Origin of the sequence: Bacillus sp. FJAT-26390 (assembly GCF_001682865.1) — a bacterium.
GTDB lineage: Bacteria > Bacillota > Bacilli > Paenibacillales > Paenibacillaceae > Pristimantibacillus.
The window spans coordinates 666,650-686,173 of sequence record NZ_MAQX01000022.1 but is presented as its reverse complement, the minus strand read 5'-3'; the positions used below and the strand labels follow the sequence as shown (position 1 = coordinate 686,173).

Annotated in this window: 12 protein-coding genes and 2 pseudogenes; 1 reads left to right on the top strand and 13 read right to left on the bottom strand. The window is 44.0% G+C overall.

All coding sequences use genetic code 11. The features are described from left to right. Positions 1-245: 245 nt before the first annotated feature. A complete protein-coding gene (locus A7975_RS20055; RefSeq protein WP_176707768.1) occupies positions 246-7,103 on the bottom strand; it encodes a LamG-like jellyroll fold domain-containing protein in 6,858 nt (2,285 codons plus the stop codon). Between the two features lie 191 nt (positions 7,104-7,294). Here A7975_RS20055 and A7975_RS35000 point away from each other — a divergent pair. Continuing rightward, positions 7,295-7,402: pseudogene (locus A7975_RS35000) on the top strand (hypothetical protein); the annotation flags it as partial. A 63-nt stretch (positions 7,403-7,465) separates the two neighbouring features. On the opposite strand, the gene A7975_RS34995 reads toward A7975_RS35000, so the two are convergent. The 12 genes and pseudogenes from A7975_RS34995 to A7975_RS20000 form a co-directional block, all read right to left on the bottom strand. Further along, complete coding sequence (locus tag A7975_RS34995; protein WP_255314383.1) at positions 7,466-7,906, bottom strand: glycosyl hydrolase-related protein; 441 nt, start codon at positions 7,904-7,906, stop codon at positions 7,466-7,468. Continuing rightward, positions 7,854-8,078 carry a glycoside hydrolase family 38 N-terminal domain-containing protein gene (locus A7975_RS33745; protein ID WP_141680361.1) on the bottom strand — a complete coding sequence of 75 codons (225 nt, stop codon included), beginning with the start codon at positions 8,076-8,078 and terminating at the stop codon, positions 7,854-7,856. The genes A7975_RS34995 and A7975_RS33745 overlap by 53 nt, the downstream gene beginning before the upstream one ends. A gap of 4 nt (positions 8,079-8,082) precedes the next feature. Further along, complete coding sequence (locus A7975_RS20045; protein WP_065386251.1) at positions 8,083-9,039, bottom strand: carbohydrate kinase family protein; 957 nt, start codon at positions 9,037-9,039, stop codon at positions 8,083-8,085. 52 nt (positions 9,040-9,091) lie between these two features. Then, on the bottom strand, positions 9,092-10,102 hold the full coding sequence (locus A7975_RS20040) for a LacI family DNA-binding transcriptional regulator (protein ID WP_053375013.1): 1,011 nt from the start codon (positions 10,100-10,102) through the stop codon (positions 9,092-9,094). Positions 10,103-10,232: 130 nt separating this feature from the next. Then, complete coding sequence (locus A7975_RS20035) at positions 10,233-11,129, bottom strand: metallophosphoesterase family protein (RefSeq protein ID WP_141680360.1); 897 nt, start codon at positions 11,127-11,129, stop codon at positions 10,233-10,235. A 24-nt stretch (positions 11,130-11,153) separates the two neighbouring features. Next, on the bottom strand, positions 11,154-12,044 hold the full coding sequence (locus A7975_RS20030) for a CehA/McbA family metallohydrolase domain-containing protein (RefSeq protein WP_065386250.1): 891 nt from the start codon (positions 12,042-12,044) through the stop codon (positions 11,154-11,156). Between the two features lie 27 nt (positions 12,045-12,071). Further along, complete coding sequence (locus tag A7975_RS20025; RefSeq protein WP_053375011.1) at positions 12,072-12,980, bottom strand: carbohydrate ABC transporter permease; 909 nt, start codon at positions 12,978-12,980, stop codon at positions 12,072-12,074. A 104-nt stretch (positions 12,981-13,084) separates the two neighbouring features. Next, a complete protein-coding gene (locus tag A7975_RS20020) occupies positions 13,085-14,815 on the bottom strand; it encodes an extracellular solute-binding protein (RefSeq protein ID WP_053375010.1) in 1,731 nt (576 codons plus the stop codon). 120 nt (positions 14,816-14,935) lie between these two features. Further along, positions 14,936-15,883 (bottom strand): ABC transporter permease, encoded by a 948-nt coding sequence (locus tag A7975_RS20015; RefSeq protein ID WP_065386249.1) that lies wholly within the window; start codon positions 15,881-15,883, stop codon positions 14,936-14,938. A gap of 369 nt (positions 15,884-16,252) precedes the next feature. Continuing rightward, a complete protein-coding gene (locus A7975_RS20010; RefSeq protein ID WP_065386248.1) occupies positions 16,253-16,984 on the bottom strand; it encodes a glycerophosphodiester phosphodiesterase in 732 nt (243 codons plus the stop codon). A gap of 571 nt (positions 16,985-17,555) precedes the next feature. Further along, positions 17,556-18,088: pseudogene (locus tag A7975_RS20005) on the bottom strand (sigma-70 family RNA polymerase sigma factor). Further along, positions 18,085-18,978 (bottom strand): nicotianamine synthase family protein, encoded by an 894-nt coding sequence (locus tag A7975_RS20000; RefSeq protein WP_065386247.1) that lies wholly within the window; start codon positions 18,976-18,978, stop codon positions 18,085-18,087. The pseudogene A7975_RS20005 and the gene A7975_RS20000 overlap by 4 nt, the downstream one beginning before the upstream one ends. Positions 18,979-19,524: the final 546 nt, after the last annotated feature.

Sequence of the window (19,524 nt, the reverse complement as noted above, 5' to 3'; positions counted from 1 at the left end):
TCGTCACTCCTCTAGTATGCCGTTATCTTATACTTTCTTTTGGAATAAATGCTCACACACTTTGCCTAAAATCCGATATGGTATCGATACCATAAATGGACTAAGACGTTTTATTGTAATCGTTATCATATGGCAATTGAAGTCAGTATAATGGATTCTATCCTGGTTTACAATATCATTCATAACACGCTAATAATGAATAGAAAGAACCGCCCAGTTCAACCCGAGCGGCGCTTCTATCTTCGTTACTTGCTCATCATGTTATACAGAATTACCGCCGACTCCGCTCTAGTTAATGACGCTAGCGGATGAATGGAATTCCCGTTGCCTTGGAAGAGTCCATTTTGGGCCATAACCGATAAGCTTTCTGCCGCATAATTGAAAACGTCTGTTTTGTCGATAAAACGAGCCAGATCTGCTGAGGTTCCAGCGTTCAGGTTCTTACCCGCAACCATCATTGCTTTATGCAGAAGAACGAACGCATCCTGTCTTGTAATCTGTTGCAGCGGATTAAACTTATTGTCTCCGCTGCCTTTGGTAATTCCAAGCTTCTTGGCCATCGTCACTTCATTATAATAATAAGCCGAAGCGTTCACATCGGAAAATCCAGTGTCGATTGGAGCAGTCAATTCAAGCGCCTTCATGAGAAGTACGATAAAGTCTGCCCTCGTTATTGAAGCTGATGGACTGTAATTGGTAACAGAAATGCCATTGATAACTCCTCTGGACGCCAGCACCTCAATTTGCTTTTTAGCCCATTTCACGGATTCAAGGTCAGCGAACGTCTTATGGACAAACATAACAGCATACTTGCTGAAATGAGTCGTCGTAAATGTAATCCTTCCTGTAGCCGAATCATATTTGCTGTTAGGTACAACGATTGTTTTGCCTGTGCTGTTAATATAACCTGCAACAATATGCTCCGGATCTGCTAATTCGGCATCAGACGCCTTATAAGGCACAGAAACCTTCACTCTAGCCTGCGGATTATGCCAAGCAACCACAGCTCCATCGATATAAACATCCACTTCGATTACCGGCCTTGCTCCAATCTGTTGCTGCAAGGCTCGATCTAGAGATGTTTGGTCAACATTGGCAATAACCAGCGCTACTGTCTTCGCTCCGGACAGATCCTGTCCGTTTAGCATATTGGCAGGTACAGTTATCGTTCCAAATTCAGTCGTAACCTCGATCATATGAATGGCTTGATCAGAATTAAGCGCTGATTTTGGAAGCTCCACGACATACGCTTTTGCTTTATCGGCTTTCGATACCTCGAATTTAACGGTTTTCACACCGTTAGCATCAGCTACAGATGTACGGAGAGCATTAATCCAGTCTCGCTCAGCTACCACTGCCTTTGCTTCTCCGGTTCTACTATCAACGCTCGGTTTAATTGGGCCATTGCCGATTGGCAAATCTGGAGTTACTACTCCCGGTGATGCTACTGTTATCCTAATACTTGCCGTCTTTCTGGTGGTGTTGGAAATTTCGTCCGTGAGCTTTAATATGCCCGTAACCGTATACGTACCGGCAACAGTTGCATTGTAATCACCCTGCTGCCAAGCAACGGAAACGTCCTGCTCCCTCTCGTCCACTAGCTTCGCTTTGATCGTTGAAGGTAAACCAATTGAGTTAAATGGTGTCCCATTTGACACGGATATTGTTGAGGGATTGCTTACCTCTATGATATCTTTTTTCGCAAAACGAAATCTGCTGCTGAAATCGAACGGAATGTCGTACCTGTCCCCGGGACCAATTAGGAACTTCGTATCAAGGTATGAGCGCTCACCTACCGGAATGCTGTCTACATAGGGCGAGAACGTCTTAACACGAATCTCCTTCGACTTTTCATCAAATTCAAAGAAAGAAGTCCAACCGTTTCCGCCAGCGATATCAGATTGATAATCGGCTAATACTTGCAAAACGTCTTGCCCATTGTCCTTCTTCTTCACATTCAGACCAGCACCGCTGAAATGGCCGCCGACCATCATGAATACTTGATCATAATTTTCGACAAGATCCCTCCAAAATAAGCTGCCCTGACCACCTTCCCTCACTTGACCATTGCCGTCTATAGTCATAATATTATGCGAGAAAATGACTGTTGGGATTTTCGGGTTCTCGTTAAGCACCGTTTTTGCCCAGTTTCTTTCGGTCGTGTTGCTAGAATTGTTCCCTACTGAGTCTACCGCAAGGAACATATACTTGTAGCTGCCGGCGGTTATGATCGAATAAGTGCTTAAGCCGGAATAAGAAGCTCCCTTGAAGTGCTCCGTCTCGGAAAATCTTTTGGGACCCATCGTGTTTATATAACCGTTACCGTTCGTATCATGGTTACCCCGCGTAACAATGTATGGGACTTTGGCATTATCCAAAATCTTAAATGCTTTGTCGGCGGAAGCCCATTCTTTGGCCGCGCTGCTTTGGGTCGTGTCGCCAACATTCACCGTCATTGCAATATTCTTGCTTTGATGATTGTCTGCAATAAACTGCAGCTGTTTCTCAAGAATTTCCGGTTTTGACTGCACGACGTACTGTGGATCCGGGATGATCGCAAACGTATACGTATCGGGCGCAAACATCGGCAGATCTTCGTTCGTCCCATAGTCTACTGTGTAATGGAATTCCGTTTTAAAAAATTCGTTCTTTTCCAAAGCTTTATCCGTTACCCGGATGTGTTTGATCTTCCCTAAAAAGAGGCTGTCAGGTGCTCCATCCCATTCATAAGCTCCGACATTCCACCCCTTGCCCACTTCGGCCGCGATCCCATTAATGATTCCGTCAGTTTGAGGATTGCGAATAGATTCCACGCCGTTGAGGAATAATCGCGTCTTCGAGCCATCATTCACAACCGCAACATGCGTGTATTCCTCTGACTGCGCCCATGCCTTAATATAGGAAAGCGAGTTCGACCAGTTCGACTGGAGCTCGTTCGAGCTCAAGTTCCCTTGCGTGCTCGCCCACTGAACCTCCCGAATACTTGATATAGAGAGAGTAGACAGCGGCTCCTGTTCGCCAGGATCAAAGGTGTTATTTCCTTGGCGGGTCAGTATCCCCATCCAATCATTAATACTTGAGCCAAGCTTAAATTCCGCTTCAATCGTAAAGCCATTTTTGAACGTTTCGGTATTGATTGGAGCCTCTTTTACTGTAGTTAAATAATGTCCTTCTTTTTTAGCATTTGCAAAAGCAAGAGCACCGTCTGCAGTAAAAGACAGCCTTTTATCTGTCGGATTACTAGCTTCGGCCATTCTTAGGTCATTGTTATTACCGCTTCTATCTTTAATAACCAAGTTGCCCGCTGCGATGGATGTTCCAGGCAGCACATTATCTTCCGAGAATACCCAGTCAGCGACCAAAGAATCATTTGGATGCTCAGGCTCCTCGCTTACAGTCAGCACAACTGGCTCTGTCGCATCCTGCTCATTATACAGTTCGAACTCGCTGATGGCATATTTGTGGTCCGCATTTAAATTTGCTGCCCACAGCAGTAAATATATGCCCTTTAGCCCTTTGTAGTCTTTGCCGTAATATTCTTTGTAGTTCGGCAGATCTATCGTTACCTTCTCGTAAATGTCCGGACTGTCTGTTTGCCAAGTTGGTTTGTAGGCGCTTTTATTTAGCTCATCCCAGTTGGTACCGTCTACGGACGTCTGCGTATCCATGACAGTCAACCCTTGCTGCTGTGCATGATTGACGACTAGGACAAGCTTATTGAAATCTTGAAGATTATCATCGTCCCATTGCAGCATAATTCGATGTGCCGGACTAAACTCTCCCTTTGTGTTAAGCTCTGTAATAGCTGCGCTTTGGAAATAAGTTTCAACATTCCCGTCAATGTACTTAAACGGTGAATGCTCGCTGGCGTCATCGTAATCGTTGCTGCTGTAATCATGCCCATGATCCAAATACGTCGATCTTGCAACAGTAGCTTCAAGCGCAATATTTTTATTCCGTTTGACCGTTAGCGTATAGGTCTTCGTTGTTGATCCATCCGCCGCTGTGGTCACGATGACGATCTTGCTGTTCCCCATCGGTATTTTCGCTGTAATCAGCTGTCCACTCTTGACTGATGTATCGTTTACTTTAATGGTGCCATTGTTTTTCAGCCGTAGCTGCATCGCAATTGTATCTACCTTTGAATCGATCGTTGTCGTGTAATTAAAAATCTCGCTATCAAACGAAATGTTCCTTCTTCCTCCATCGACGATGAACTCTGACAATGACGCCTCGCTATCCGCATTCAACACCGTTATCGTGCTTTTGGCTTGAAAAAGCCCATCTGATGTTTTTGCTGTAATATCGACCGAGCCTGGAGCCTTGGCAATGAGGAAACCATTTTGATCTACTGTTGCTACATTCACGTTGCTGCTGAACCACTCATATGCTTTGTTTGTCGCATTGTCCGGCAAGACCACTGCCGAAAGCTTCATCGTCTCTTCCGTGTAGAGCTTTGCAGCAGATGGGGTAACCGTAATTCCAGTTACAGGAACAGTCATACTAGATACCGTGACGGCAACCGTTGCCTTCTTGTTTCCATCGACCGTAATTGCCGTAATTACTGCTTTGCCTTTAGCTAAAGCATTAACTTTACCGTCGCTGTCTACTGTCGCGACCTGCGAATTCGAAGAGTACCACTCCACCTTTTTCTCTGTTGCATTTGGAGGCGATACGACAGCGTCTATCACTTTTGACTCTCCCGCATCCATATCGAATGACGCAGGAAGACTAATCGAATCCGCAGCAATGTAATTTGCATTGACCTTTGTTTTATCCAATTGGAATAAATCGGCAATTCCGCCGTTCAGAACGACTTCCAGTTCATAAAGGTTTCCGCCAATCGGCTTCAAATTTACAGGCTCTAATTGCCCTGTAAGCCTACTTACCTTCTTAATGGCATCCGTATCGTATTTAGCTAGATTTAATTTTACCGTAATCGTTTGTTCGGTCTCCGTGCCCTTACCGTGCTGCTCCCCTACCGGTTTCCCGTTACCTAAGGTTAATCCGTTCATCACCATAAAATATTCCATATCATCCGATTTGAAAAAGTCTTCAGTATCCGGCAACGGCTCAAAGAAACCGAGCAAAACGTCGCCGTTAAGCTTGTCTTTGCCGCCAGTGTCGCCTGCGACCACGCTAGTATTTTTCGCAGCTACACTCCTTAGATAGGGGTGCTTCAACTGGGTATTCTTATCGAATACCGGGGTTTCCCTGGGCGTTAGGTTTTTCGATATATTTCCGTTTTCACCAACATGCTGCCCCGGTACAAAAGAGACGTCCGTGCTGTTTAACCGAACAAGATGCGGTCCGAGGTTTTTAATTTGTCGGGCCATTTCGGCGTATTGATGATATTGTTCAGTAGGCTTGCCATCCTTGTCGAACAACAAGAAAGAGTTGCTGTCATACTCCCAACGGAACATGCTGAGCCATTTGCCGCCCAGCGTCAGGGTAGCAAAAGGAACGCTATAAATTTGAGATTCCGTTATCATATATGAACCGGTGTCACCTGAATTTACCCCTGTCTTAAAGCCAAGCAAATATTGCCCGAAAGCGATCGGACTTTGACCGGTTCCGTCATAGCCTTTCAGTGCGATCGTTCTTTGGTCATTGATGTTATTTACAATCGTTGTAAAATGATTATTGTCTGAGCCTGTCGTCGTGAATAAATAATCATCGAAAGTGAGCAAATCGGGTTCAGCCGTACGAATGTATGTCTCATAATCATCCCTTTGCCACTGGCGCGATTGTTGGTTGCTGTGTGCAAGTACATTCGGATAAAGGTCATGGCTCAATTTGAACCAATCGGTAAATATTTTCAACATGTTCTGACTGTAGAGCTCTTCATCTCCAAAAGATATCGTAATGAGATTATTCAAATTTTTTAATTGCGGCTCAGTCAGGAAACCGTTCTTATCTTTTTCTTCCGGGCCCTTCAAGGCTCCCCAAAATCCGGCTGACCCTTTCACAAATGACCATTGCGCTGCAGGTACGTTTGCATGGAACGTTCCGTTGTAGCCCGGAAATTCGTAATAAGTAGCTGTAGTGAAATGACTTCCATTCCACTCATCTGCAGTTGCATATTTTCTGCCCGTATCGTCCGTTGTCATCCACGTTTGCATTTGCAGTCCTTTGTCAATCAATACCCGGCTGGCGCGAGATAACGTTTTGGGTGGTATAACCGTTACCGTCCGCACTTTGGAAACCGATTCTCCCTCAAGGCTAGAAACCGTATATTTGACTTTATATATACCGCCTTTGCTCGTATCGACTTGACCAGTCATTTGAATACTGCCCGTAATATCTGTGTCCGATGAATCGGAAGCCGTTGCTCCGCTCTCCGCATAGGTATCGTTCAAAGACAAATTCATTTCTGAAGCGCCTTTTAATGAAATGATAGGCCAGCTAAAGCCTGGAACCTGCTTCATTTCTTCATCCGTCAGCGCCTTATTATAAATTTTCAATTCGTCCATGTACCCCGGCCATGCATTCGTCACTGCCGCTTCCCGATCGGCTCCAATCCGAAATTCACCGCTATTCGATACCAATAACGTATCGTCCGTTACCTTTTCGAGCGCACCATTGACATAAAGCTTAACCTGCTCCCCCTCTCTGCTAAGGGCAACATGGTACCACTTTTTGGGTTCAATTAAGGTGTCTCCGATTGTCGTTTTTCCACCAAGTGAGGATTGTATTCTACCATCCGGTCTACGCGACAGCAGCGTCTCTCCCCCTTCACCTTGCTGCTGAACAATGACAACGTCTCGATTCGTATAGAGCGAATTGAAATTAACAAGCAGGCTTATGGAAAAATCACTGCCTGTATTTATCAAATTTTGATTCGGAATTGTGGCGTAATTATCATAACCATTTAACAATAAGGCTTTGCCAACCTTGCCGCTTCCTAATGCAGCGCCGGTAAGCGTCGCATTGTTGCGCAACAACGAGTCCGGTGTCATGCCACCCGCTGACACTTCGTCAAATTTCCATTCACCTACTAATCCAGCTGCCGTCGTAGGCTGACTGCCTTCGTCAGCATAAACAACCCTATTCGGAATGCCCATATAGATACAGCTAACCCACAAGCTCACAATCAGAATCAAGCTAACACATCTCATATTTCTCTTGCTCAACATATTACCTCCTAAATAAATCTAGATAATAAATTCAGATGCAACTCCGAGAAATTTATTAGTTTTGGTAATAAATGAATATAATGGCGTTTACCATTCATGAATCAGTTGATGCTTTTGTGTGAATATGCTATTGAGTCGTTCGGTGAGATTGTTGGCAGCTGCCTCTAGTAGATGAATACGAATCGTACGTGGATAGTAAGTATGCTGATGTTTGTAACATCAGCAGTGGCGATGGTGCAGGAGCAAATACAGCGGCGATATCGTTGCGAAAATTTTGTTCATTCTTCTTTTGCCTATCAGAGCCATTAGTGGCATACGTAATGGAAGCGTTAGCCCCCATGCTCAAATTCAATACATATGCTCGCAACAGCATGCGCCATAACTTCAAATTCTATCAGGGAATCCTCTATAGTAACCCCCCCTTCAGCAACTGGACGTTCATGCGTATCTACGAAATAAGCTTTGCTCACCTTGCGGAATAGATTCAGTTTTAACGTGGTCGTCTCACCTTCCGTTTCATATACCAGAACGATCCACCGTTTGCCGGCTTGATTGTCCTCCGGCATCTTAATTGCTGCTATCGCAATAGTGCCTTCAATCAATTGGAAGAAGCTTCGAGTAGTCGGCCACTCTCCATTACCTGCAGTCACAGAGAGGTATTGAAGCGGATGATGAGAATGGGAGGATTGTTCGATCAATTGCTGATTTCTCGATGCATCAACCAAATCGACCAGAAGGCGCCATCCAGCGATACAAATGATGCCTATCATTGTTATGGCCGCGGCAATAGTAATAATATTTGATGCCCGCGTAATGCAGCGTTTCTGGCACGTTAAGGCAGTGACTGAAAGTGTCCGGCTCAAAGTCGATTTGCAAATTATCAGCCTTTAATTCAAACAACCGCGTAAGATAGCTTTTGGCATATAAAAACTGCCGTTTCATACTTTCATTGTTTGGTTTCCATCGTTACGTTTGTATCGCCAATTCTATCAGCGATAAATTTCTCTAGCAGCTGTATGTTTGTCGTCCCTGTGTTGCCGCCGTATTCACTAACGGACATAGCTCCGCAAGCGTTTCCATAAATCAAGCAATCTTCTGGATTTTTGCCTGCCAAGTACCCGTAAATGTAGCCGGCATTAAAAGAATCGCCCGCTCCCGTCGTGTCGACGACCCGGACGGGAAAGCTCGATCGATATGTCTGCTGCCCGCCCACTGATGACACAGCACCCTTCGAACCCCATTTGATTACGATATGGTTGCTGTGATCGGCAAGCACGCTAAGGCTTTCCTCTACCGTTGCGCAGCCCGTGTAATGAAGCGCTTCCGTTTCGTTCATGAAGAAGACGTCGATATCCTTCATTAATTCAAAAACACCCGGATACCATTCCCCGGTGTCATCCCATCCCATATCAATAGAGGTCGTAACGTTGAGCGCTTTCAGTTTTTTTGCCGTTTCCAAAAATTCAGCATGATTACGGCTTCCTTTATAACAAGTTAAATGAACGTGACGCCCGAATAAAACACTGTTCATGTCTAGCTGTTGCAAGCTAAGTTCGGCGTTTGAACCGGCATATGTAATAAAGGAACGATCATTTTCCGGGTTAATAGCAATAGAAATGCCGGTATTGCTGCTGCTCTTTTTAATAAAGCTGGTATCGATTCCATATTGAGAAAATTGATCCTTTATAAGCTGACCAAATCCGTCGTCGCCCAGTACACCGTTAAAGGCAACCTTTAAGCCTAGCTTGGCTGTCGCCAGACTAAACAAAGCTGCCCCGCCTCCGATGTGGATGGACATATTTTTAACGAACACCTCTTGTCCAGGTGCCGGCAGCTCATTGCAGCCCTCAACGACTAAATCGATATTCGCGTCTCCAATCACGATAACATCGTAATTTTTCAATGGTGCCTCATCTCCATCTATTTCCATTATGCACTGATGTACTCGCTACTCCCTATGAATCTCTTCTTATACAGCTTTCACGGACAACTAGCTTATGATCCATAATGATATCCTCGGCTGCTGTTTCCTTATTCCTAATTTGTTTAAGCAGCGCTGCCATCGTCACTTTACCCATGTCATGTATAGGCTGCTCCATCGAGGTTAACCTCGGACGTGCGAGCTCTGTCAGTTGGCTTCCGTCAAAACCTATAATGGAAATATCCTCCGGTACTCGAAGGTTATGATCCCAAATACAGTTCATCGCTCCGACAGCCATATCATCGCTTACGGCAAAAACAGCCGTAGGCGTCTTTTTATTACGAAGCATATCTTTCATTTGCTCGTAGCCGCTTTTCACTTTATAATCACCGAACCGGATATTTTCGTATATGATTTTAATGGAATGATCCGACAATGCATTTCTGTATCCGCTATAACGGTTTTGTCCCGATGTAATATCGCGCATGTCGCCGCCGATAAACCCTATTTCTTCATGGCCAAGCTCAATCAAATATTTCGTAGCATCGTAAGCCGCCTTGTAGTCATCAATGATTACAGAAGTGATATCTTGGTCCATCGGTTTGACGCTAGAAAAAATAACGGGAATATTCATCTTATGAATCAGAGCAGTGATTTCCTCATTGATTTTTTCATGCATAATAATGATGCCTTCTACCCGCATTTCCTGAAACACATTTATATATTTTAGTTCTTTATCTATGTCCTCGATGATATTGCACACCAATAGGTTATAATCATTCGTGCTAGCCGCTTCTTCGATGCTGCTTAAAATAGTCGAATAGAAGCTTGAGGTAAGATCCGGCACAATAACCCCAATGAGATTCGTTTTATTACGCACCAAACTTCTGGCGATTTGACTCGGAGCGTATCCCAATTGATCGATTGCTTGATTGACCTTTTCTTTGAGATCGTCTTTCACATACCTTTCGCCATTTAGCACTCTGGATACGGTTGTAACTGAAACTCCCGCTACTCGGGCCACATCTTTGATTTTTGGTTGCACATTATTCACCCTTCAAGGAAGTATATTCTTTCATCTATTAGGATTATATAAGAAATACTTCCGCTACGACAAACTTTCTCATAATCCCTTCTACATCATTACCCAGCCATGAAAACTAAGCCTAATAAGCTTAAATCTGTTCCGCTACTTTGATCCACGTATCGAATTCCCGCTTTCCCTCGAATAAGGTAATGATTCTTGCTCCCCGCTCCAGCTCCCCATAAGTGTTGTTCCCGGTAACACGCCCATAGCATAATCGAATCCCATGCAGCACGCCTACGTAATCATTATCATGATCATGTCCAGCGAAGGTTCCCATGACATCTCCCTGCTCCAGCATCGCCGTGAATAAGCCGCTATTCAACTTGGGACAGCAGACTTCCTCGCCTTTATTGCCTACACTCGTGCCTTCCCGCCAGACTTGCTCATATTCCGGGATTGGAATATGGAAAAATGCGAGCCCCGGCAATACGCTGCCATTCTTCTGAGCAAGCTGGCTCGATTCCTTGCAGTACCAATGAACCTGATCCGAATGAATCCATTCGTATCCGCCAACGGACTCCGGCGCCGAATCTCCCGAATCAAAAAAATACAGAACAGCGGCATCATCCTCTCCATTCATAGAACCTGCAACGGTAAGTACATAATTGCCTACTCCATGTATATCCTCAGGGCCATCCTCTGATAAGTTATTCGCATAATCGTTTGAAATCTCATTTAATCGTTGACGCGTAATGCCTTTCTCTGAGTCGTGATTGCCATAAATAACAGCGAACGGAATAGCTGACTGGGCTACGCCAGCAATCGCGCGGCGGAATGTTCCCTCAGGGTCCTCTACATCATAGCTAGATATTACATCACCGGTAAGGACGATCAAATCCGGCTTTTGCGACGCAATGATTTGCTCCATAATCGCTAACGTCTGAACATCTTTTTCAGGCTCAATTCCATCTTTGATGTGCATATCGGTAAATTGAACGATCGTAAAGGTTCCGTCTGATCGGAATCTTAATTTGTTGTGCGCCACCTTAACTCCTCCTCGACCTAAAGCTCAATCATTTTCAACAAATAATGGCTGCGAAAACGCGGAATATCCGCCTTCCAAATAAACAGCTATACGGACGTAACCTTCGTCACCTTTGCACGCATACTTCGCTTGCTTGATCCGCCCAGTCGTTTCTTGCAGCACCTGTCCGTCCTTGCCAAAGAACGTAACGTATTTGTACATTTTATCAAGCAAATCATTAGATCGAAGATCAACAACTACGGTGTTGCCTTCCACTCTGATCGCATCAAACCCATACCCCGTTGATACATAGAAGTTGCCTTCTTTAATCGCAGCTATGATAGCCTCATTCGTATTTTCTTTAGCTCTGACCACGTTCCAAGCCCGCTTCTCTTGGCCATATAAGTGTGAGTCGTCATTGCCGAACCCCCATACTTTACGACCGGCGGTCAACAGAGCATCCCACTTGTCGAACGCAATATCGTACTCTGGATTTCCGTCCCCGTTATAGACCTCAATCCCAAGATATCGTTTCATCTTAAGCATATCTTCCAGTTCCCAAAAATTAGAGAAATACCGATTGGGATGCACGAGCACTGCAAAGCCGTCGTTCGCTGCAGTTAGGTCCACAAAACGCTGATAATTTTCAATCGTAAACGCATTGCTGTAGTTTTCCATGATGACCTGCGGCGGTTTCACTAGCAACATATGCGTTTGCCGACTACTAACTTCTATTGCTTCGAAAACGGTCGGAATCTGCCTTTCACCTTCATGTTTCGTAATTTTATCGTGATCAGAAATACCGAGAAAATCATAGCCGCCATACATTTTATAAACAGTTTCAAGCGGAAACCAGCCATCACTGTTCGTCGTATGGTTATGAAAGCTTCCTTTTAACCAAGTCCCCATTTCCACGTAAGGATTCAATATGTTCATCTTTCTTTTCCTCTCTCCTGGGCTGATTTACTCTTTTATTGAACCGATCATAATCCCCTTTGCAAAATAGCGTTGCACGAATGGATAAATAAGAATAATGGGAGTGACGACTATAATAATCGTTGCCATTTTAAGCGAATTACCTGTAACCTGCATTTTTTCAAGCATATCGTATCTAAGGCCGGCAGCTTGATTGAGCGTATCCCGCATTGCTTCCGCGCTCATCAGCATTTCTTGCAGCAGCGTAGACAGTGGGCGTAGTGACGATTTACGAATGTAAAAAGCACCGGTGAACCAATCGTTCCAATGGCCAACAGCGTTAAACAGGCCAATAACTGCTACTACTGGTCGGCTGAGCGGCATAATAACACGCAAGAAGATCGAAAAGTCGTTGTATCCATCAATTCGTGCCGATTCTTCCAAACTCGGATGAATTTGCTGAAAAAATGTACGCATAATGATTATGTTCCATACGCTATATAAGCTTGGAATGACATAAACCCAAATATTATTAGTCAAATGAATCGATTTGAGCAGCATGTAGTAGGGAATAATTCCCCCGCCAAACAGCATTGTGAAGAAAATGAGCATCATAATATACTTCCCGCCAGGCAACGTTTTGCTCTTTAACGCATATGCTGCTGCCGCAGTCAGAAAAACGCTTGTGATCGTACCGACAACCGTACGAAAAACGGAAATGCCAAAAGCAGTTGTAATGTTCGACGTTTCAAACGCCTTTTGGAAGTTTTCCAAGGACCAAATCCTAGGCCAGAAGTAAATACCGCCTCTTTCCGCGTCTTTACCGGGATTAAAAGCAAGTGCAAAAATATTTAAAAAAGGTAGAATAATCGATAAACACAGCGCAATAAGAAGCAAATAGTTGACGATTCTGAATACTCTTTCGCCGACGCTAAGCTTATAAAATTCGTTTCCCACTTTCTCCTCCTCCTTTGAAGGAAAGGCGCTTTTACCCAGCCGCGGATAAAATCGCCTAACCATCAACTATTTATTTTCAGCTTCCTATTATTGAACTTTGCTGCCTAATCGTTTAGGTTTACATCCGTTTTCGGATCGGCATCTTTTTCTGCGAGAAGCTTCAAATAGTCGTCCAATCCAGCTGCTTTCAATTGTTTTAAATTGCTATCCAGCATTTTCTTAGCATCATCTAGGCTCTTGCCATAATAAGCGCGGATCAATGTTTCGTTGTAAGCGTCCAAAGCCGCTTTGAGTTCTGTAGCTCTGTCAAATTCTCCGAGAAATGCAGTTGGCACATAGCTGTCAACGATCTTCGCATTTTTGTACTTTTCCTCAAAGTTCCAATATTCGATTAGTTTTAGAGCACCGTTATTATCTTCTTTTTTCAATTTGTCGCCATATTGCATTTCGCCGAAATCAGCCAAGTTATCGGTGTCGGTACCTCCTAGTATGTCGCCCCATGAGTTGCCAACGCCTTGAAAGCCGAGCTTCTTCGCTTCGTTCGGGTCTTTTTCTTTCAGATCCATCACTTCTTGCTTCACCATTGGAAAGCCGTCTGCGCCGAGCGTGTAATCGCGGCCTTCCAGACCGTATTTCCAGATAAGTTTTCCTTCTTTGCTAGCTAGGTAGTCAGCGAATTTAACGATATCTGCCGGGTTTTTCGTTGTAGTCGGGATTGCCCATGCGCTGTAACCGGATTTAAAGCTGACTTGCATTTGGTATGGACCGTCTACATTGTCAATGGGTCCAAGCGGGAGGTAATGCATATCTTGGTTGAATTCTTGATAGTTGTGGGCATCACCGATAATCGCCCATGAGCCGTTCAATGCGCCTTCCGTTGCGCGGCTTTCGTCGATCGTAAAGTACTCTGGATGAATAAGCTTTTCTTTAAGCAGCTTTTGGAAGTACTCTACTTTTTTCATAGGATATTCGGTTTCTGCTTCATGAAGGATTTGACCGTCTTTCGATTTTTTGATGCGTTGGTCGTCTTCGCCCCACTGCAAATCCTTGAAAGCAGCTGAAACATCTTTACCGCCCCAGAAGGATGGACCGATCGGGATAACCGGACTACCGTTGTTGTCCTTGAAGTTACCGGCTTTAATTTTTTTAGCTAGCTCATACACTTCCGCAGACGTCTTGATCGTGCGCGGGTCGACTCCCAGTGATTCAGCGATGTCTTTGCGGATATAAGCGCCGCCTACATATTTGTTAGATAGGTAGCCGCCTTGGCGATTGATATTCATATGAACGAAATAAGAGGCACCGTTGAACTCGGGACGGAACATAACGCCGTATTTCGTATCCAGCGGCAAGTAGTCGTCTTGCAAATATTTGCTATACACTTTCGTATCTTTCATAAGCGGAGTCAGATCAGTGAACATACCTTCGCGTGCTGCTTTCAAGACAACCGGCATTTCCGGTCTACCGCTGTTATTGAGGTAGAAAGCAACGAAATCCGGCAAGTCGTTCGCGGCGATGCCTGCAATCAAACCATCGATGGATTTTTCGGCCTTCATGATTTCGATTTCAAAATCGATCCCCGTCTGCTCCTTTATTTTTGCTTTGATTTCAGGGTTCATATCTTCGGTGTAATCGTCGGTACCCATGAATACAAGACCTTTAATCTTGCGGTCAGCAATCCATGTAGCCGGTTTCCCTTCAGGTACAGATGTAACCTCAGCTGTGTCGCCAGGAGCAGGAGTTTCAGTATTGTTCTTGTTACCGTTAGAGCAGCCCGCGATCAGCATAGCTGCCACCATAGGGATTGCAAAATACTTTGCCCATTTCTTACTCATGCGATTTTTCCCCTTTTCAAAAATGTTTTTTATGAAACACGCCAGAGGACGTTTTCCACCGAAAGGATGGTCATGCTAAACCTTGCGTATTTCTAACATGGTAACGATATCAGAATGCCGTTACCATAAGGATGTATCAGAGACTTTACGGGAAAGCTTATTCGCGAAAACAACCAGAATTAATCCAATTAATCCTTGCAGCATGCCCACCGCTGTAGCATATCCGTACTGTCCGCCTTGCAAGCCAACGCGGATAATATAGGTATCCAGAATGTCGGAGAGCGGTGCGTTGCCCGGTGTCTTGAGCAAATATATCTGGTCGAATCCGGCGGACAGTATGCTGCCCAATGATAGTATGAAGAGGATTACAATTGTCGGTGTGATGGATGGCAGCGTAATATTCCAAACCTCCCGCAATTTACCGGCCCCATCGATTTTAGCCGCTTCGTACATATCGGGATTGACTCCTGAAATGGCTGCGATATATATGATTGAGTCCCAACCAATAGACTTCCACATATGGCTTCCGAACATAATCTGGTAGAAGTAATCCGGATCCATCATGAAGAAAGTACTTCCGTCGCCGCCCGCCTTTGCTATTAATTGATTCAGCAAGCCAGTATCGGGAGCGAGTATCCTTTGAACCAATCCCACAACGACGACCCAAGAGAGGAAATGCGGCAAGTACAGCACGCTCTGGGAAACGCCTTTGAACCATTTAGAGCGTACTTCGTTAAACATGAGTGCCAGAATGATCGGAAACGGCAAGTATAGAAACAATTTCATGCAGCTAATGATAAGTGTGTTTTTAATCAACTCTGAGCTTTGATAGGAATTAAAGAACTGTTTGAAATAATCTAATCCTACCCAAGGGCTTCCCAAAATGCCTTCGTTGAACTTGTATTCCTTAAAGGCTAAAAGCAATCCGGCCATCGGAATATAAGAAAAAACGATGAAGAACACAACACATGGCAGTAACATGAAGTACAAATAACGATGATGCAAAATATTTTTCCATAAAACGATTCCACTCTTTTTCCGCTTTAAAGGTACGGTCATTGGCTTCATAAGACGGAAATCACCTTCTTTCTGATTACTATCTGGTATCGATACCACAAAGAGATCACTAAGTTAATAATTTCTATCCAACCACCCTCTTAGCAGAATGATGAATTCGTACCCTAAAAGAATTATATTCATAAAAATTTTCTTAATAAACCAATAATTGTTATACAGAAGTAAATGTTTTGTTAATTTTCATTCACTGAACGGTACCCAGAATTACGACAGGATCCACCTTCTTCCTTATTAACAATGTGTGAACCTTGTCGAATGCAAAAATTTCTGGAATCGATACCATGAAGATGAAAACAAAATGCGCTTCATCAGTGTAAGCGCTTACTGCAAACAGATTATACCAAAATATTTTTCTAATAGCTACCGTTTTTTACAGTTTTTCAAATCGTCTTTAAGCTCCATAAGAACCTTTGGTTCTCGCGTAGTAATGGCGTCAACTTGCATCTTAAGAAACCATTCCATCGCTGATCGAAAGTTTACCGTATAAACCCAAACCATTAAACCTACGGCGTGAGCCCTGATCACTATAGGCGGAAGACAAGTAAAACCATTCATGTTAAGACCTGCATATCCACCCTGCAGAGCTTCACTGCAAATAGCGTCCGCGAAGTCGCCATATCGCTCCATTTGTTCGATGGATAGATCGTCCGGCGTATTCAGCATGACTTGAATATCCGGATATCGCACCGTAATGTTATCCGAGCATCCCGTAATGAAGACTCTTTTTTGCGCTTCAAACTGGCGAATAAGGCTAACTGTAGCATCAATAGCGTCTACCGTTTTTATATCGACATTCAATTTCAATCCAAGTCTATCTGATACTTGTAGAACTTGTTCTAACGTTGCGATTTCATATTCACTGTAAATCGGATCGAGCAGCGGCCGTATGGACGGATTATTCAGCTGTTCGTATGTATATATATGCAGGTAAGGTGAATCGTCATGCAGAAGGATGGCTTTGCCATCTTGGGATACGCGTACATCGACTTCTACGATATCTGAGCCTAATTGAATGCCTTCAACAAATGAAGCCATCGTGTTATCAGGATGAATGCCACAGCCAGTATGGGCTGCTATCATCGTGTTATGCATGCGATTTCGCCTCTTTCCAACCATTATGTATTCGCTTTCATTTTATGCTGGGACGCATTTGATTTCCAAGCCGTAGCAGCATCAATGCAAACAAGAAGTAAGTCCGAAAACCGGCTGAATATTTACCAAGCTCTCGTTCTAGACCAATTAAACCGCCAAGCGTAACGCCTATAACATTATAAGCGTCATTCAGTCGGATCAAATTGGAGAACCATCGTTTCTCAGCACACCTCCATTAGCATTCGTACTTTAACAGAGTGAATAACGATATTCTGCAGATTCGGTGGTGAGATGTTAAACTCACTTTACAAGACTTTTTTCTATTTAACAATAATAACTTTGCGACATGTTTTCGGGGTTTTCAAACTGACTAGTCATTTATTTTTCTTGCACAAAAAATTTCTAATTTCTTCATATGGTAAGCAAATGATTCAAGGGCACCATCCCTTTTTAGACTTACACCGTACCCTACCTACTTAGATATAATGAAATCACTAGCGAAATTATTCTTCTCAAACAAAATAAGAAGCCACGTCCCAAACACGTGGCCACTTTTCAAAATTCAACATTATCAACGCTGCGTCTTATAAAACTCAAAATAAAGCTTTATCAGCGCACGCTTCTCAATCTGCGACCATAGCTGCGGCTATTACCCCGTTACTTCGCAATCTCCAACTGCGTCCGCTCATCCCCGCCATGCTCCAGATCGAAGCGGCCGATTACAAGCTCCTTCTCGCGGTGATTGAGCACAACCAGATTTTTATGTATTTTCGACTTTTCAATCTTCAGCAGCACCTTATCCATAATATCGCCCTCCTCGGTGCCGAGGATATCGATCAACGTAATCTCATTGCCTTCCTCGTCCGTGCAGATCGGATCATGCAAAGATACATCCTTGCGGCGTCTTCTTCAAATTCCGGAGGTGCATAAGTGTTTCATTCTTGATACAACGAGCAGCGAATGTAGCGGGCTTCGTGTGCCTTTTCCGGTTTGGAAGCTCTCGATCAACTTGATCAAGCCGGTTGTCCCAATGCTAATAAAGTACTCGAGATCCTCACCAGCATTATCGAATTTTTTGACGTCGTGGACGCGGTCCTTTGTCAATCCAGTATGCCGGTAGCATTAAAGCGATCGATAAACAAAGTCGAATTGATGACCAGATTATCTTCAGGGGACGTTCGCCCCAGAATCTTCCACCCCTGCTTATCTAACTGCGATTCATCAATCGCTTCGTACATGATTTGACTCATTCCCTCGGCTGTGCGAATAGCTACTAGAGGATCTGGGGAAGTATGACTAATTCGTTCAAGCACCGCCCGCTTATTTCTCACGAGACTAGCCACAAAAACCCGGTTATACGAGCTATACTCGAACTCCGAACCATTCTCCATGACTACAGTCACTTTTGCCCCTAAGCCCATGTGCTCGAGTAAAGACCTTGATGCCTCATAGGCCACAGAATCCATTTCCAGACAGATCACCTCCATACCGCCGAGCAGGTGCAGAATAATAGGACTTAGCGGCATCGGTCCACTTCCAACAAAGACAATCGGCGACTTCTCTGTCTGACTGCCCTGGCGGATGAATCGACGAAAAGTTGACAGCTCCTTACTAACTAAGGCCATGTAAATGTTCCAGTTAGGCAAGCTCCTAACGATATCCAAGACGGAATCCTCGGATTTGCAAATATGAAGAGAATCACTTAGCTCAACTAGAAATTCGGCTTCTGACAACTTATCCTGCAATTTTCGTTGATTCATTCGAATATACTCATTGCCTAGAACGGCTTGCACCTCCTCCGGTAAATAACGGGATCGTAACTGTATGGAAAGCTGAGTAATGATGTTTGTAACCAGTTGATTAGCAGGAGACAGGTCTAATTCCTTCTGAAGAATTTCATTTGCTTCACGGATAAAAGCGATAAAGTTGTCAACCATTTGCATCATTGGCGCGTTGACTGTAAGTATTAAAGAACCAGTAGCATTACCCTCCATTTGCCCATTTCCTCCTTCATTCTACAACCAACTTCTTACTACGAAATATATTCATATGGTCAAGGATGTAGACGAATATTGGGACGGAGCTTGCTGCCGCAACGATTTTACGCCGAAAATAAATTCGCGATCACCCAAAATCAGTAATATCCGTTTCTTTAACACGTCTAAAACAGCTAAAATCGCTACCCTGATCAAAGTAACACTCCGAACTCCGAGCTCTCACCTACAAACTGCGATTTTCACCATAAAATAAAGACGTGAAGTGGAAACACGGAAAATATAGCGGACAGAGAATCCGTTATTAATGAAAATCAACTATTTATCTTGATGCTTACGGACTGAGGTTCCGTTATTCAGTCATAAACACACGAAAATCACTCGTTCGATGGGTAATAGCGTCTCTCCTGTCCTCTTACACAACCAAAATGACAAAATCGAACAAATAACGGCACCTCAGTCCGCTCGCACCACCATATTGTGTCTAACAGTATTAACGATGGAAATCAAGCCATAGTGGTGATTATTAACTTATCAAATTAGCTT